A 15,715-nucleotide genomic window follows, 5' to 3' on the forward strand; every position below is an offset into this window, starting at 1 on the left:
AGCCATCTCTATGCTGCAATTAATTTTCCGTCGTTTCACGAAGGTCCTGCTCTGGTTCGCGGGCGGCAGCGTATTGCTGGTGTTGCTGTTTCGGGTGGTGCCACCACCGGGAACGGCACTGATGGTCGAACGCAAGATTGAATCCTGGTTCGACGGTGAACCTATCGACTTGCAACGTACCTGGAAACCCTGGGATGAAATCTCCGACGACCTGAAGGTCGCGGTGATTGCCGGTGAGGATCAGAAATTCCCGGAGCATTGGGGTTTTGACTTCGGGGCGATTCAGGCGGCACTGGCTCATAACGAGCTGGGCGGTTCGATTCGGGGTGCCAGCACGCTAAGCCAGCAGGTTTCGAAGAACCTGTTTTTGTGGTCCGGGCGCAGTTGGTTGCGCAAAGGCCTGGAGGCCTGGTTTACCGGGCTGATCGAAGTGTTCTGGCCCAAGCAGCGGATTCTTGAGGTGTACCTCAACAGCGTCGAGTGGGATGAAGGCGTGTTTGGCGCCGAAGCCGCGGCTCGGCATCACTTTGGTGTGGGCGCTCGTTCACTGTCCCGGCAGCAGGCGAGTTTACTGGCCGCAGTACTGCCGAACCCGCGGGTGTGGAGCGCCAGCCATCCGACCTCTTACGTTGCAAGGCGAGCCGGGTGGATTCGCCAGCAGATGAGTCAGTTGGGTGGTGACAGTTATCTGGTCGACCTGAACGATTCGCGCCGGGCGCCTTGGTCTCAATAACGCCGCAAATCCCTTGTGGGAGCGAGCTTGCTCGCGAAGGCGTCGTGCCAGTCGACATCAATGTTGACTGATATACCGCATTCGCGAGCAAGCCCGCTCCCACATTAGTTTTGTGGTGTGGCACAGAAACAAAAACGCCCCGATCAATGATCGGGGCGTTTTTTATTGCGTTCGCGCAGGTTACGCGGCGATCGACAACTTGAGCTTGTTCATCGCGCTCTTCTCGAGCTGACGAATACGCTCGGCCGACACGTTGTACTTCTGCGCCAGGTCGTGCAGCGTGGCCTTTTCCTCTGCCAGCCAGCGCTGGTAGAGGATGTCGCGGCTGCGGTCGTCCAGCACTTCAAGCGCTTCGTGCAGGTTGTGGTTGGAGTTGTCGCTCCAGTCGGCATCTTCCAGTTGACGGGCCGGATCGTACCGGTGGTCTTCCAGATAATTGGCCGGCGATTGGAAAGCACTGTCGTCGTCCGCTTCCGCGGCCGGATCGAACGCCATGTCATGGCCGGTCAGGCGACTTTCCATCTCGCGTACTTCCCGCGGCTCTACGCCGAGGCTTTCCGCCACGCGATGGACTTCCTCGTTGTTCAGCCAGGCCAGACGTTTCTTCTGGCTGCGCAGGTTGAAGAACAACTTGCGCTGAGCCTTGGTGGTCGCGACTTTCACGATCCGCCAGTTGCGCAGGATGAACTCGTGGATTTCCGCCTTGATCCAATGCACCGCAAAGGACACCAGGCGTACGCCCATTTCCGGGTTGAAACGCTTGACCGCTTTCATCAGGCCGACGTTGCCTTCCTGGATCAGGTCAGCCTGGGCCAGGCCGTAACCGGAATAGCTACGGGCAATGTGTACGACAAAACGCAGGTGGGCGAGCACCATCTGCCGAGCCGCCCCCAAATCCTGCTCATAATAGAGACTCTCGGCCAGTTCACGCTCCTGCTCCGGTGTCAGCAATGGAATGCTGTTCACCGTGTGCACATAGGCCTCCAGGTTCGCACCCGGGACCAGAGCATATGCAGGCTGCAAAGAATTGGTCATACGAAAAAACCTCCGACTTACATAACTCGTGCAGTTCAGCACTGCGAAAATTGACCGGAAACCAAAAGACAAGTTCCCATAAACGCTGAAAGGTCAATACGAGCAAAATGATATTACTTTGGCGCAAGCTCCCGCAGGTGGCGTGCGACTGCAATCCATGCACCGATATACCCCAACAGCACCGCGCCAAGCAAGAGCGATAGACCGTCGGCAACTGGCACTCCGGCCAGCGCAAAATCACTGCCGTACAAACCGGCCAGTCCAACCACCGCGTCGTTCAGCCAGTTCAGGCCGAACGCCAATACACCCCAGGACAGAATCCCCGCACCAAAGCCATAAAGCGCACCCATATACAGAAAGGGCCTGCGCACATAGCTGTCAGTGCCGCCGACGAGTTTAATCACTTCTATCTCTGTGCGGCGGTTTTCAATATGAAGACGAATGGTATTGCCTATCACCAAAAGTAATGCAGAAACCAAAAGCACGGTCAGACCGAAGACAAAACGGTCGCCCAGCTTGAGGATGGCTGCCAGACGCTCGACCCAGACTAGATCAAGTTGCGCCTGTTGTACCTTCGGCAATTCGGAAAGTTTTTGTCTCAATGCTTCAAGCGCGGGCTTGTCGACCTCGTTCGGGGTCACCAGGACCACGCCCGGCAGCGGGTTTTCCGGGAGTTCCTTGAGCGCTTCGCCCAGTCCGGACTGCTGCTGGAACTCTTCCAGTGCCTGATCACGACCCACGTATTCGGCGTCGGCCACGCCCGGCATGCCCTTGATCTGCTCACGCAACGACTCGCCCTGTTCAGGGCCGGCATCGAGTTGCAGGTACAAGGAAATCTGCGCCGCACGCTGCCAGGAACCGCCGAGACGCTCGACGTTACTTAGCAGAAGTGACAGACCCATCGGCAAACTCAGGGCAACTGCCATCACCATGCAGGTGAAAAAGCTGCCGATCGGGTGTTTGCCCAAACGGCGCAAGCTGTCCAGCAGACTGGCGCGGTGGCTTTCGATCCAGGCGCGGAACAGCGTGGCGAAATCCGGGCCGTCGTCATCGTCGCGCTTTTTCTTCTGCGGTTGCGGATCGGCGGCCTTCGGGGCCACGCGCTCGGAAACCTTGGGGCTACGTGTTGCACTCATACGCCAGCCTCCCCGTCGCCGATCAATCGGCCACGCTGCAGGGTCAGCATGCGGTGACGCATGCGAGCTATCAGCGCCAGGTCGTGACTGGCGATCAGCACGCTGGTGCCCAGACGGTTGATGTCTTCGAACACACCCATGATTTCCGCCGCCAGACGCGGGTCGAGGTTACCGGTCGGTTCATCCGCCAGCAGCAAGGCCGGGCGGTGAACGATGGCGCGAGCGATGCCGACGCGCTGTTGCTGGCCGGTGGACAGGTCGCCGGGGTAGAGATCGGTTTTGTCCGAGAGCGCCACGCGTTCCAGGGCTGAGTCCACACGCTTGGCAACTTCGGCCTTGGACAGGCCAAGGATCTGCAACGGCAACGCGACGTTGTTGAACACCGTGCGATCGAACAGCAACTGGTGGTTCTGGAACACCACGCCGATCTGCCGACGCAGGAACGGAATCTGCGCGTTACTGATGGTGCCCAGGTCTTGCCCTGCCAGCAGCAATTTGCCGGTGGTCGGCCGCTCCATGGCCAGCAGCAGCCGCAACAAGGTGCTTTTACCGGCGCCGGAATGGCCGGTGACAAACAAGAATTCACCCCGACGGACTCGAAAGCTCAGCTCATGCAAGCCGACGTGACCGTTCGGGTAGCGTTTACCGACCTGTTCGAAACGAATCATGAACGCTCCCGCTCGGCAAACAATGCCTGGACAAAGGGTTCTGCTTCAAAAGTACGCAAATCGTCGATGCCTTCACCGACGCCGATATAGCGAATCGGCAAGCCAAACTGCTTGGCCAGGGCAAAAATCACCCCACCCTTGGCGGTGCCATCGAGCTTGGTCAGCGCCAGGCCGGTCAGTTCGACGGTCTGGTTGAATTGCTTGGCCTGGTTGATGGCGTTCTGGCCGGTACCGGCGTCGAGCACCAACAGCACCTCATGGGGTGCGTCGGCATCGAGCTTGCCGATCACCCGGCGAACCTTTTTCAGTTCTTCCATCAAGTTGTCTTTGGTGTGCAGGCGACCAGCGGTGTCGGCGATCAGCACGTCGATGCCCCGAGCCTTGGCGGCCTGCACGGCGTCGAAGATCACCGAAGCGGAGTCGGCGCCGGTGTGCTGGGCGATGACCGGAATCTTGTTGCGCTCGCCCCAGACCTGCAATTGCTCGACCGCGGCGGCGCGGAAGGTGTCACCGGCGGCGAGCATGACTTTCTTGCCTTCCAGTTGCAGCTTCTTCGCCAGTTTGCCGATGGTGGTGGTCTTGCCGGCGCCGTTGACGCCCACCACCAGAATCACGAATGGCTTGCTCTGTGAGGTGATTTTCAGCGGCTGTTCGACGGGTTTGAGCATCGCTGCCAGCTCGGCTTGCAGGGATTTGTACAGCGCATCGGCATCGGCCAGTTCTTTGCGGGCGACTTTCTGAGTCAGGCGCTGAATGATCACCGACGTCGCTTCGACGCCGACATCGGCGGTCAGCAGACGGGTTTCGATGTCTTCGAGCAGCTCGTCGTCGATGATTTTCTTGCCGAGGAACAGGCTGGCCATGCCCTCGCCAATGCTGGCGCTGGTCTTGGACAGGCCTTGCTTGAGACGGGCGAAGAAACCGGCCTTGGTCTCTTCGGTACGCACAGGCTCGGCCGGGGTTTCGACGGGCGCAACCGGTATGGCGGCAACAGGAGCGATGGCTGGTGCTGGTGCCGGTTCTGGCGCTTGAGCAACTGGAGCCACTGGAGCGACAAATGCTGGTACTACAGGTTCTGGAACAACCGGCGCAGGTTCGGCTACGAACACGGGCGCAACGCCTGCCGGTTCAACCACTGGCGCCCGAACCGGCTCAGGAGCAAACGCGGTCGGGGCCGGAATCGGTGGCGTGATGTGAGGCGCTTGCTCATCTTCGACCAACGCCACCGGTTCTTCCGCTACCGGCAATGTCAGCCACGGCGCGGCCACTGGCGTCAGCGGCAATGGGGCCGCGACTTCGGTTTCAGTTGCACGCTCGGCCGCAGGTTGTAGCGCCGGCTCGGCAATCGGCGCAGGCTTTTGCTCTATAACCGGCGCTGGTGCTGACTCAGAAAGTGGCTGTGGCTGTTCGACAACGGGCTCCTGCGGCTTTTTGCGCAGCCATCCGAACAGGCTTTTCTTCTCGCCAGCCGCAGCTGGGGTCTTCTTGTCGTCGTTGGAACCAAACATGGAGGACGGCTATCTCACGGTAGCGACGCGCCAAAGGGCGCCTCGGCAATAAATAATTCGATGCAGAACAGACTGCGATTCATCCAGCTTGTTCACGCGCAACATTTTGTCGAGGTGCGAACGGCACCTCACAGAAACGATTTCACGAAGGACTGAAGCGGCAAAATCGGCGAAAAAGCAGAGTTTAGTTGATAAACCTCAGTCTTCTGCCGCAAACCCATACAACCTGATCAAACACCAAGGCTTGATAGGCGTGGCCGCCAGTAAAACGGATCAGTATCCTAGCACCCTCTCGCCCGCCGACGCTAAGACCAAGCGGGCAGCCCAACAGGTTTAAAAACGAATGAATGCTCTAGCCCGCCGCGCTGCAGGCCTGCTGCTCAGCACAGTTTGTCTGCCCCTCTCGGCCCTGGCTGCCGATCCACAACCGACCCACGAATTCACCCTCGACAACGGCCTGAAGGTTGTCGTGCGCGAAGACCATCGTGCGCCGGTCGTCGTTTCCCAGATCTGGTACAAGGTCGGCTCCAGCTACGAGACCCCGGGCCAGACCGGGTTGTCCCACGCGCTGGAACACATGATGTTCAAGGGCAGCGAGAAAGTCGGCCCCGGCGAAGCCTCGCTGATCCTGCGCGACCTCGGCGCCGAAGAGAACGCCTTCACCAGCGACGACTTCACCGCGTATTACCAGGTGCTGGCCCGCGACCGTCTGGGCGTGGCCTTCGAACTGGAAGCCGACCGCATGGCCAACCTGCGCCTGCCGGCCGACGAGTTCGCCCGCGAGATCGAGGTGATCAAAGAAGAACGTCGCTTGCGCACCGACGACAAGCCGATGTCCAAAGCCTACGAACGCTTCATGGCCATGGCCTACCCCGCCAGCGGCTATCACACGCCGACCATCGGCTGGATGGCGGACCTCGACCGCATGAAGATCGAAGAACTGCGCCACTGGTACCAGTCCTGGTATGTGCCGAACAACGCCACCCTGGTGGTGGTCGGTGATGTGACCCCGGACGAAGTCAAAACCCTCGCCCAGCGCTACTTCGGCCCAATCGCCAAGCGCGACGTGCCACCGGCGAAAATCCCGCTGGAGCTGGCTGAGCCTGGCGAACGCAAGATAACCCTGCATGTACAAACCCAATTGCCCAGCCTGATGCTGGCCTTCAACGTGCCGAGCATCGCCACCGCCGCAGACAAACAGTCGGTCAACGCCCTGCGCTTGATTTCCGCCCTGCTCGACGGCGGCTACAGCGGCCGCATCCCGACGCAACTGGAGCGCGGCGAAGAACTGGTGTCCGGCGGTTCGTCGAGCTACGACGCCTACACCCGTGGCGACAGTCTGTTCACGTTGTCGGCCACGCCGAACACCCAGAAGAAGAAAACCATGGCCCAGGCTGAAGTCGGGTTGTGGAAACTGCTCGAACAGCTGAAAACCACTGCGCCGTCCACCGAAGAGCTGGAGCGCGTGCGAGCACAGGTCATTGCCGGTCTGGTCTACGAGCGTGACTCGATCACCAGTCAGGCCACCGCCATCGGCCAACTGGAAACCGTCGGGCTGTCCTGGAAACTGATGGACACCGAACTCGCCGACCTGGAAAGCGTGACCCCGCAAGACATCCAGAAGGCCGCCAAGCTGTATTTCACCCGCGAACGTCTCAGCGTCGCCCATGTACTGCCACAGGAGACGACTCATGAGTGAGCGTAAAAAATCGCGTCTGGCCCTGATCGGCCTGATCGCTGTCGCACTGATCGGGTCTGCCGCCTTCTATTTGTCAAAACCCGACGAGTCCAACGCCAGCGAAGCCCTCGACAAAGCCAAGGCCAGCCAGAAGCTGCAATCGCTGGCCGAACTCGACGGCAAGGCCCCAAGCCATCGCTCGCTGAGCGTGCAGACCTGGAACACCGCCGAAGGCGCCAAGGTGCTGTTCGTCGAAGCCCGTGAGCTGCCGATGTTCGACATGCGCCTGATCTTCGCCGCCGGCAGCAGCCAGGACGGCGATGCACCCGGCCTGGCACTGCTGACCAACGCCATGCTCAACGAAGGTGTGGCCGGTAAAGATGTCAGCGCTATCGCCCAGGGCTTCGAAGGCCTGGGCGCCGACTTCGGCAATGGCGCGTACAAAGACATGGCGCTTGCCTCCTTGCGCAGCCTGAGTGCTGTGGACAAACGCGAGCCTGCCTTGAAGCTGTTCGCTGAAGTCGTCGGCAAACCGACCTTCCCCGCCGATTCGTTTGCCCGCATCAAAAACCAGATGCTCGCCGGCTTCGAATACCAGAAACAGAACCCCGGCAAACTCGCCAGCCTGGAGCTGATGAATCGCTTGTATGGCGCTCACCCGTACGCGCACTCCAGCGACGGCACGGCGAAGAGCATTCCACCGATCACCCTGGCGCAGTTGCGGGCCTTCCATCAGAAAGCCTACGCCGCTGGCAACGTAGTGATTGCGCTGGTGGGCGACCTGTCGCGCGCCGAGGCCGAGGCGGTTGCCGCACAAGTATCCGCCGACCTGCCCAAAGGCCCGGCCCTGGCGAAAATCGAACAACCGACCGACCCCAAGCCCAGCATCGGTCACATCGAGTTTCCGTCCAAGCAGACCAACCTGATGATCGCGCAACTGGGTATCGACCGTGACGATCCGGATTACGCGGCGTTGTCCATGGGCAATCAGATCCTTGGCGGCGGTGGTTTCGGCACCCGGTTGATGAGCGAAGTGCGCGAGAAGCGCGGCCTGGCCTACGGCGTGTATTCGGGTTTCAGCCCGATGCAGGTTCGCGGCCCGTTCATGATCAATCTGCAAACCCGCGCCGAGATGAGCGAAGGCACGCTGAAACTGGTGCAGGATGTGCTCGCCGACTACCTTAAAACCGGCCCCACCGAAAAAGAACTCGATGACGCCAAGCGCGAACTGGCCGGCAGCTTCCCGCTGTCCACCGCCAGCAACGCCGATATCGTCGGTCAGCTCGGCGCCATGGGTTTCTACAACTTGCCGTTGAGCTACCTGGAGGACTTCATGCAGCAGTCCCAGAGCCTGACCGTCGAGCAAATCAAAACCGCCCTGAACAAACACCTGAGCACGGACAAACTGGTCATCGTCAGCGCTGGCCCGACCGTGCCACAAAAGCCGTTACCGGCCCCTACTGATAAACCTGCCGAGCAACCGCTCGGGGTTCCGGAGCATTAATGGCCAGTCCAAAAAAACCTGTTCACAACGTCCATAACGGTGTGAATCAACTGCGCATCATCGGCGGCGAATGGCGTAGCCGGCGCCTGAGTTTCCCGGATGCTCCGGGCCTGCGGCCGACCCCGGACCGGGTGCGTGAAACCCTGTTCAACTGGCTCGCGCCTTACGTCGCCGGGGCCAAGGTGCTCGATCCGTTTACCGGCAGTGGCGCGTTGTTTCTGGAAGCCTTGTCCCGTGGCGCGGCCATGGGTCAGGCGCTGGACGCCAGCAACATCGCGGTGTCCAGCCTGAAAGAACATCTGGGCACCCTGCGCTGCACCACCGGCCAGGTACAGACTGCCGACGCATTGCGTTATCTGGAAACCCAACCGGCCACGGCGTTCGATCTGGTATTTCTCGACCCTCCGTTCAATCAGAATCTTTTGCCAGTCGTTTGCACTCTGCTCGAAGAGCGTCATTGGCTGGCCGACGATGCGTGGGTCTACACTGAAAGCGAAACAGCACCGTCGATACTTGGCTTGCCGGGAAACTGGCGCCTGCATCGGGAGCAGAAATCCGGACGAGTGTATTACGCGTTGTGGCAACGTATGGCAGGGATCGCCGGCTAGTCCGGCCTGAGAAAACGGTGCGAAGCTCCGTCAGCTAACGCTGCGGGTACGCACCGCAGCATCGAGAGCAATCGTGTCCCATCTGCCAGAACGTTTCACCCCCGCCTTCACGCCCGCCTACGGCCTGGGCAATCCGCACTTACAAACCTTGTGGGGACCGCTATGGCGCAAAACCACGCATATCGAGCGCGAGCGGGAACGATTGTGGCTTGAAGACGGCGACTTCCTTGACCTGGACTGGCACGCCCCCCACAGCGCGAATGCGCCGCTGGTGCTGGTATTGCACGGCCTGACCGGTTCGTCGAATTCGCCTTATGTGGCCGGCATGCAAAAGGCGCTGGGCGCCCGGGGGTGGGCCAGCGTCGCGCTGAACTGGCGAGGCTGCTCCGGTGAGCCCAATCTGTTGCCGCGCAGCTACCATTCCGGGGCCAGTGAAGACCTGGCGGAAACCATCAAACACTTGCGAACCCAGCGCCCCCTCGCGCCGCTGTATGCGGTCGGTTATTCCATGGGCGGTAACGTATTGCTCAAGCATCTGGGCGAAACCGGCAGCAACAGCGGTGTGCTCGGCGCGGTGGCAGTGTCGGTGCCGTTTCGCCTCGATCAGTGTGCCGATCGTATCAGCCAGGGTTTTTCCAAATTCTATCAAGCGCATTTCATGCGTGAGATGGTCGCCTACATCAAGAACAAGCAGCGCAAATTCCAGCATGACGGACATGAGGATGGCCTGGCGGCGTTGGCAGCCCTGGGCTCGCTGGAGAACTTGCGCACCTTCTGGGATTTCGATGGCCGGGTCACCGCACCTCTGAACGGTTTCGCCGATGCCGCGGATTACTATCGCCGCGCCTCAAGTCGTTATTTCCTTGGAGAGATTCGCACGCCGACCCTGATTATCCAGGCGGCCGATGACCCGTTTGTGTTTCCTCATAGCCTGCCGCAAGCCGACGAATTGTCCGCCAGCACTCAATTCGAGTTGCAGGCCAAGGGTGGGCATGTCGGTTTCGTCGAGGGCACGTTCAGGCAACCGGGTTACTACCTGGAGCGGCGCATTCCCCAATGGCTGGCCGCCACGGGGCGCACCTGAACCATGGACTCCGGTCAGGGTGAATCAGCCAGGTTTTGCCGACCTGAGCCATCTGAGTCGGCAGTTCAAGCAGGTTTACGGTGTAGGACCGGGGGGCGTATTGCAGTGCGCAGCAGGTGCTTGAGGTTTAATGAGGCCTCACAAACACCCATTATCCCTGTGGGAGCGAGCTTGCTCGCGATAGCGGCGGGACAGTCACCACCGTCGTTGAATGTTATGGCCCCATCGCGAGCAAGCTCGCTCCCACAGGGGATTGAGGTGATCATTCGCCGGTGGCGACGCCTCGTGCGGGATCGTTGATCCACTCACTCCACGACCCGGCATACAGCGACCCCAACGGATAACCCGCCAGGCACAGGGCGAACAGGTTGTGGCAGGCCGTCACGCCAGAACCGCAATACGCGACCAGTTCCGTCGGCGAACGAACACCTAGCTTCGCAGCAAACCGTTGCTTGAGCTGATCGGCCGGCAGGAAACGCCCGTCACTGCCCAGGTTGTCGGTGAACGCGGCACATTGCGCGCCGGGGATGTGTCCGGCTATCGGATCGATCGGCTCCACTTCGCCCTTGAAGCGCGGCAGGGCGCGGGCGTCGAGCAAGGTCAACGCTGGCTGGCCGAGACGTTGCTGCAGCTGTTCGGCGCTGAGCAACAGCGAAGCATCCGGCGTCCCGGTGAAGGTACCGCGGGTGATCGACGGCGCATCAAGACTCAAGGGCAATCCGGCGGCATGCCAGGCTTTCAGCCCGCCATCGAGTATGAACACGCCATCGCGCTTGCCCAGCCAGGCCAGCAACCACCAGGCCCGCGCCGCGTAGGCGCCGGGACCGTCATCATACAAAACCACCTCGCTGTCGGCGTTGATGCCCCAGGCCTGCAGACGCTCGATCAGGTTTTCGGGCTCAGGCAACGGATGACGCCCGGTCACACCCTTGACCACTGTCCCGCTCAAATCACGCTCAAGATCGGCAAAACTCGACCCGGCGATATGACCTTCGCAATAGCTGCGCTGACCGTAGTCCGGGTCTTCGAGGGCAAAACGACAATCCAGAATTACCAGCCCCGGCGCCTCCTTTTTCAGGTCCAACGCTTGCGGGCTGATCAGTTGCGCAATGGGCATAACGGGCTCCTGTGATGTTGTCTGTCTGCAATCCTACGGCACTCTTTATCCCACTTCTTCCAGCGCCTGGGCCAGCGGCACATAAAACTCTTCGAACAGTGCATTCACCGCATCGCGAGATTGATCAGTGACGAACCCGGCCTCCAGCACCAGCACCTGATACACGCCTCGTTTCATGGCCTGTTCGCTCAGATGGTTGGAGTTTTCCCGCGTAGTGCACAGAAAACGCACCCACGAGGTGAGGATGATCCAGGCATTGAGGGTCAGGGATTCGATCTGAACCTTGTCCATGCACAGAATGCCGGCCTCGACGAAGCCCGCGTAGATGTGTGTGCCCTGGATCAGGCAGCGCTGGGAAAAGCGCCGATAACGGGCGGCCAGCTCGGGATCGCTGTCGAGCAAATGCTCGAGGTCGCGATGCAGGAACCGGTATTGCCACATGGCGGCGAGCAATTCCTTGAGGTAGAAGCGCTTGTCTTCGACTGTCGCGGCACGCCCCTGGGGCGGGCGCAGAAAGCTGTCCACCAGGTTTTCGTACTCACTGAACAACACGGCGATGATCGCCTGCTTGTTGGGGAAGTGGTAGTACAGGTTGCCCGGGGAAATCTCCATGTGGGCAGCAATGTGGTTGGTGCTGATACTGCGCTCGCCCTGTTGATTGAACAGCTCCAGGCTGTTCTGCACGATGCGCTCGCTGGTTTTGATCCGAGGGGCCATGGCTTGAGCTTTAATTGTGCGATGAGGGCATCTTACGACCTATCCGCCCGTGGTTAAAACAAAGCTGCACCGAAGTGCCATTTGACTTTATAGAGCATAGACTCTAAAAAGTTCCTCATTCCAATAAATCCGGTGCCGACCATGCCTGCTGACATTGCCTACCTGAACAACCTGCAGCAGCCTCTGGACGAACTCCAAACCCTGTTCGACGCTCAACGCGCAGCGTATGCAGCCAACCCGATGCCACCCGCCGCTCAGCGCCAGCAATGGCTAAAGGCGTTGAAGGACCTGCTGAGCAATGAGCGCCAGGCCCTGATCGACGCCATCAGCCAGGACTTCAGCCACCGCAGCGCCGATGAAACCCTGCTCGCCGAATTGATGCCCAGCTTGCACGGTATTCACTACGCCAGCCGGCACCTCAAAAACTGGATGAAAACCTCGCGACGCAAAGTCGGTCTCGCCTTCCAACCAGCGTCGGCCAAAGTGGTTTATCAACCGTTGGGCGTGGTCGGAGTGATCGTGCCGTGGAACTACCCCCTTTACCTGGCCGTCGGGCCGTTGGTGGGTGCATTGTCGGCGGGTAACCGGGTGATGCTCAAACTCAGCGAATCGACCCCCGCCACCGGTTTGCTGCTCAAGGAACTGCTGGGCCGGGTTTTCCCCCAGGATCTGGTCTGCGTGGTGCTCGGCGAGGCCGATATCGGTGTGGCGTTCTCGCGGCTGCGTTTCGATCATTTGCTGTTCACGGGAGCCACCAGCATCGGCAAACACGTGATGCGCGCGGCGGCCGAGAATCTGACGCCGGTGACCCTCGAACTGGGCGGCAAGTCCCCGGCCATCGTTTCCCGCGATGTCCCGCTCAAGGACGCCGCCGAACGTATCGCTTTCGGCAAGACCCTCAACGCCGGGCAAACCTGTGTCGCCCCGGACTATGCGCTGGTGCCGGAAGACCGCGTAGGCTCTTTCGTCGAAGCCTATCGTCAGGCGGTTCGCGGTTTTTATCCGACCCTGGCCGACAATCCGGACTACACCGCCATCATCAATGACCGACAACTGGCGCGGCTCAACGGCTACCTCAGCGACGCCACCAGCAAGGGCGCGCTGCTGATTCCGCTGTTCGATCAGGGCCAGGGCCGACGCATGAGTCATAGCCTGCTGCTCAACGTCAGCGACGACATGACGGTGATGCAGGACGAAATCTTCGGCCCATTGCTGCCGATCGTGCCGTACAAGGATCTCGACGAAGCGTTTGCCTACATCAACCAACGGCCTCGTCCGCTGGCGCTGTATTACTTCGGCTACGACAAGCGCGAGCAAAACCGCGTCCTTCACGAAACCCATTCCGGCGGCGTCTGCCTCAATGACACCTTGCTGCACGTTGCTCAGGACGACATGCCGTTCGGCGGCATCGGTGCCTCGGGCATGGGCCACTACCACGGCCACGAGGGTTTCCTGACCTTCAGCAAGGCCAAGGGCGTACTGATCAAACAGCGTTTCAACGCAGCGAAGCTGATCTATCCGCCGTACGGTAAATTCATTCAGAAACTGATCCAGAAGCTATTCATCCGCTAACGATCATCACCGCCGGGTAATAACAATAATGAGCCCAAGCCTGTCCGATACACCCGCGCTGTCGCGGCGCGGCCTGCTTGAACTCAGCCTCGGCGCCAGCGCCTTTCTGGCCACGGCCGGATTAGGCGCGAGCCTCAGCGGCTGCTCGTCGAGCACCCCGGCCAGCGGTTTCGCGATTCTGCGCAGCAGTGACCTGCTGTTTCTGCGGGCACTGATCCCGGTGATGCTCGACGGCGCCATGATCGTCGAGAAAGTGCCAACTGCCGTCGCCGAGACCCTGCACGGCCTTGATAACGGACTGAATCACCTGTCGCCGGAAATGCTCAAACTGACCGGGCAATTGTTTGATGTGTTGGGGATGAGCATCACCCGTGGCCCACTGACCGGGGTATGGGGCAGTTGGGAAAACGCCAGCAGCGAACAGATCCGGCACTTTCTTGATCGTTGGGAAAACAGTTCGTTAAGCCTGTTGCGCATGGGGCATAGCTCATTGCTGCAAATGGTGATGATGGCGTGGTACAGCCGGGCGGAGTCGTGGGTGCATTGCGGATATCCGGGGCCGCCAACCGTTTGAAATCGTGGCGACCCTATCGCGAGCAGGCTCGCTCCCACAGGGGTTACGCGATCCATGTGGGAGCGAGCCTGCTCGCGATAGCGTCTGCTGCCTCACCACAGAATCCAAAATAATAAGAGAACCCGAACATGCCCGTACCCGATCCGTTCCGCGAAGGCCTGGCCCGTGGCTGGAAAACCTACAACGGTTCGCAACTGACCCAGGACCTGACCCTCGACGCGGACGTGGCGATCATCGGCAGCGGTGCTGGCGGCGGGACCACCGCCGAAATCCTCAGCGCCGCCGGCTACAAGGTGTTGCTGATCGAAGAAGGTCCACTCAAAACCAGCAGTGACTTCAAGATGCTCGAAGACCAGGCCTACACCAGCCTCTATCAGGAAGGCATCGGGCGCATGAGCAAGGACGGTGCGATCACCATCCTCCAGGGTCGGGCGGTGGGCGGCACCACGTTGATCAACTGGACCTCGAGCTTTCGCACCCCGGACCCGACGCTGGAACACTGGGCCAAAGAGCATGACGTCAAAGGCCACACGCCGGCCGAGATGGCGCCCTGGTTCGAGCACATGGAACAACGCCTGGGCGTCGCCCCGTGGAGGGTGCCGCCCAACGCCAACAACGATGTCATCCGCAAAGGTTGCGAAAAACTCGGCTACGTCTGGCATGTGATTCCGCGCAATGTGCGTGGCTGCTGGAATATCGGCTACTGCGGCATGGGTTGCCCGACCAACGCCAAGCAATCGATGCTGGTCACGACCATCCCGGCGACCCTGGAAAAAGGTGGCGAGCTGCTCTATCTGGCCCGCGCCGAAAAACTGTCGATTGACGACGGCAAGGTCACAGGCCTGCACTGTGTGGCGATGGATGAGCGTTGTGTTGCGCCAACCGGACGCACGATTAAGGTCAAGGCACGGCATTACGTACTGGCCGGCGGCGGGATCAACAGCCCGGCACTGCTGTTGCGCTCCGAGGCGCCGGATCCTCATGAGCGCCTGGGTAAACGGACCTTTCTGCACTTGGTGAACATGTCCGCCGGGCTGTTCGACGAGGTGATCAACCCGTTCTACGGTGCACCGCAGTCGATCTATTCCGACCATTTCCAATGGCAGGACGGCGTCACCGGCAAAATGTCCTACAAACTGGAAGTTCCACCACTGCACCCGGCGCTGGCCAGCACCCTGCTCGGCGGCTTCGGCACGGAAAACGCCCGGCACATGGAAAACCTGCCGCACACCCACGCCATGCTGGCGTTGCTGCGGGACGGTTTTCACCCAGACAGCCCTGGCGGCAGTGTCGAATTGCGCGGTGACGGCACGCCAGTGCTCGACTATCAGGTTTCACCCTACGCCTGGGATGGGTTGCGCCGGGCGTTCCACAGCATGGCCGAGATCCAGTTTGCCGGTGGCGCCAACGCCGTGATGCCGATGCACGCCGACGCGCGCTACGTGAAAACCCTCGCCGAAGCGCGCACGCTGATAGATGGCCTGAGCCTTGAGTTGTATCGCACGCGCCTGGGCAGTGCTCATGTGATGGGCGGTTGTGCCATGGGCGAAGACCCGAAAAACGCCGTGACCGACAGCCTCGGCCGACATCACCAACTGCGCAATCTGTCGATTCACGATGGCTCGCTATTCCCCACCAGCATTGGCGCAAATCCACAATTATCGGTCTACGGGCTGACGGCGCAACTGGCGAATTCACTGGCCGAACGTTTGAAAAACCCATGAAAACGCGGAATATTCCCATCGTCTATAGTGCTTTCTTACCCAACAGGCGACTTGGCC

Annotated in this window: 14 protein-coding genes and 1 pseudogene; 9 read left to right on the top strand and 6 right to left on the bottom strand. The window is 60.4% G+C overall.

What is annotated here, in order from left to right; all coding sequences use genetic code 11:
• Nucleotides 1-10 precede the first annotated feature (10 nt).
• Nucleotides 11-733, top strand: coding sequence for a monofunctional biosynthetic peptidoglycan transglycosylase (gene mtgA, locus AACY49_RS06365; protein WP_258698639.1), 723 nt, complete (start codon nucleotides 11-13; stop codon nucleotides 731-733).
• A gap of 180 nt (nucleotides 734-913) precedes the next feature.
• On the opposite strand, the gene rpoH is transcribed toward mtgA, so the two are convergent.
• From rpoH to ftsY, 4 genes are all read right to left on the bottom strand, one after another.
• A complete protein-coding gene (gene rpoH / locus AACY49_RS06375) occupies nucleotides 914-1,768 on the bottom strand; it encodes an RNA polymerase sigma factor RpoH (RefSeq protein ID WP_007897890.1) in 855 nt (284 codons plus the stop codon).
• Nucleotides 1,769-1,881: 113 nt separating this feature from the next.
• Nucleotides 1,882-2,904: a permease-like cell division protein FtsX gene (gene ftsX, locus AACY49_RS06380; protein ID WP_258698638.1), complete on the bottom strand. Its 1,023-nt coding sequence runs from the start codon at nucleotides 2,902-2,904 to the stop codon at nucleotides 1,882-1,884.
• Nucleotides 2,901-3,572, bottom strand: a complete 672-nt coding sequence (ftsE, locus tag AACY49_RS06385) for a cell division ATP-binding protein FtsE (protein WP_105340799.1) — start codon at nucleotides 3,570-3,572, stop codon at nucleotides 2,901-2,903. The genes ftsX and ftsE overlap by 4 nt, the downstream gene beginning before the upstream one ends.
• Nucleotides 3,569-5,080 (bottom strand): signal recognition particle-docking protein FtsY, encoded by a 1,512-nt coding sequence (gene ftsY / locus AACY49_RS06390; protein WP_339522446.1) that lies wholly within the window; start codon nucleotides 5,078-5,080, stop codon nucleotides 3,569-3,571. Before ftsY ends, ftsE begins: the two co-directional genes overlap by 4 nt.
• 343 nt (nucleotides 5,081-5,423) lie before the next feature.
• Between ftsY and AACY49_RS06395 the strand changes: the two genes are divergently transcribed.
• From AACY49_RS06395 to AACY49_RS06415, 5 genes and pseudogenes are all read left to right on the top strand, one after another.
• Complete coding sequence (locus AACY49_RS06395) at nucleotides 5,424-6,779, top strand: M16 family metallopeptidase (RefSeq protein ID WP_339522448.1); 1,356 nt, start codon at nucleotides 5,424-5,426, stop codon at nucleotides 6,777-6,779.
• Nucleotides 6,772-8,262, top strand: coding sequence for a M16 family metallopeptidase (locus AACY49_RS06400; protein WP_339522450.1), 1,491 nt, complete (start codon nucleotides 6,772-6,774; stop codon nucleotides 8,260-8,262). The genes AACY49_RS06395 and AACY49_RS06400 overlap by 8 nt, the downstream gene beginning before the upstream one ends.
• Nucleotides 8,262-8,870, top strand: a complete 609-nt coding sequence (gene rsmD / locus AACY49_RS06405) for a 16S rRNA (guanine(966)-N(2))-methyltransferase RsmD (protein WP_258698634.1) — start codon at nucleotides 8,262-8,264, stop codon at nucleotides 8,868-8,870. The genes AACY49_RS06400 and rsmD overlap by 1 nt, the downstream gene beginning before the upstream one ends.
• 73 nt (nucleotides 8,871-8,943) lie before the next feature.
• Nucleotides 8,944-9,954 (top strand): hydrolase, encoded by a 1,011-nt coding sequence (locus AACY49_RS06410; protein WP_320393015.1) that lies wholly within the window; start codon nucleotides 8,944-8,946, stop codon nucleotides 9,952-9,954.
• 25 nt (nucleotides 9,955-9,979) lie between these two features.
• Nucleotides 9,980-10,078: pseudogene (locus tag AACY49_RS06415) on the top strand (AraC family transcriptional regulator); the annotation flags it as partial.
• 138 nt (nucleotides 10,079-10,216) lie between these two features.
• Here AACY49_RS06415 and AACY49_RS06420 read toward each other — a convergent pair.
• Together AACY49_RS06420 and AACY49_RS06425 are read right to left on the bottom strand one after the other, a co-directional pair.
• Nucleotides 10,217-11,071, bottom strand: coding sequence for a sulfurtransferase (locus tag AACY49_RS06420; RefSeq protein WP_258698632.1), 855 nt, complete (start codon nucleotides 11,069-11,071; stop codon nucleotides 10,217-10,219).
• A 45-nt stretch (nucleotides 11,072-11,116) separates the two neighbouring features.
• On the bottom strand, nucleotides 11,117-11,788 hold the full coding sequence (locus tag AACY49_RS06425) for a TetR/AcrR family transcriptional regulator (RefSeq protein WP_258698631.1): 672 nt from the start codon (nucleotides 11,786-11,788) through the stop codon (nucleotides 11,117-11,119).
• Between the two features lie 141 nt (nucleotides 11,789-11,929).
• On the opposite strand from AACY49_RS06425, the gene AACY49_RS06430 reads away from it, so the two are divergent.
• From AACY49_RS06430 to AACY49_RS06440, 3 genes are all read left to right on the top strand, one after another.
• Nucleotides 11,930-13,360 (top strand): coniferyl aldehyde dehydrogenase, encoded by a 1,431-nt coding sequence (locus tag AACY49_RS06430; RefSeq protein ID WP_339522454.1) that lies wholly within the window; start codon nucleotides 11,930-11,932, stop codon nucleotides 13,358-13,360.
• Nucleotides 13,361-13,388: 28 nt separating this feature from the next.
• A complete protein-coding gene (locus AACY49_RS06435; RefSeq protein WP_320393013.1) occupies nucleotides 13,389-13,934 on the top strand; it encodes a twin-arginine translocation pathway signal protein in 546 nt (181 codons plus the stop codon).
• Nucleotides 13,935-14,062: 128 nt separating this feature from the next.
• Nucleotides 14,063-15,658 carry a GMC family oxidoreductase gene (locus tag AACY49_RS06440; protein ID WP_339522456.1) on the top strand — a complete coding sequence of 532 codons (1,596 nt, stop codon included), beginning with the start codon at nucleotides 14,063-14,065 and terminating at the stop codon, nucleotides 15,656-15,658.
• Nucleotides 15,659-15,715: the final 57 nt, after the last annotated feature.

Origin of the sequence: Pseudomonas sp. EL_65y_Pfl2_R96 (assembly GCF_963970905.1) — a bacterium.
Classification (GTDB): domain Bacteria; phylum Pseudomonadota; class Gammaproteobacteria; order Pseudomonadales; family Pseudomonadaceae; genus Aquipseudomonas.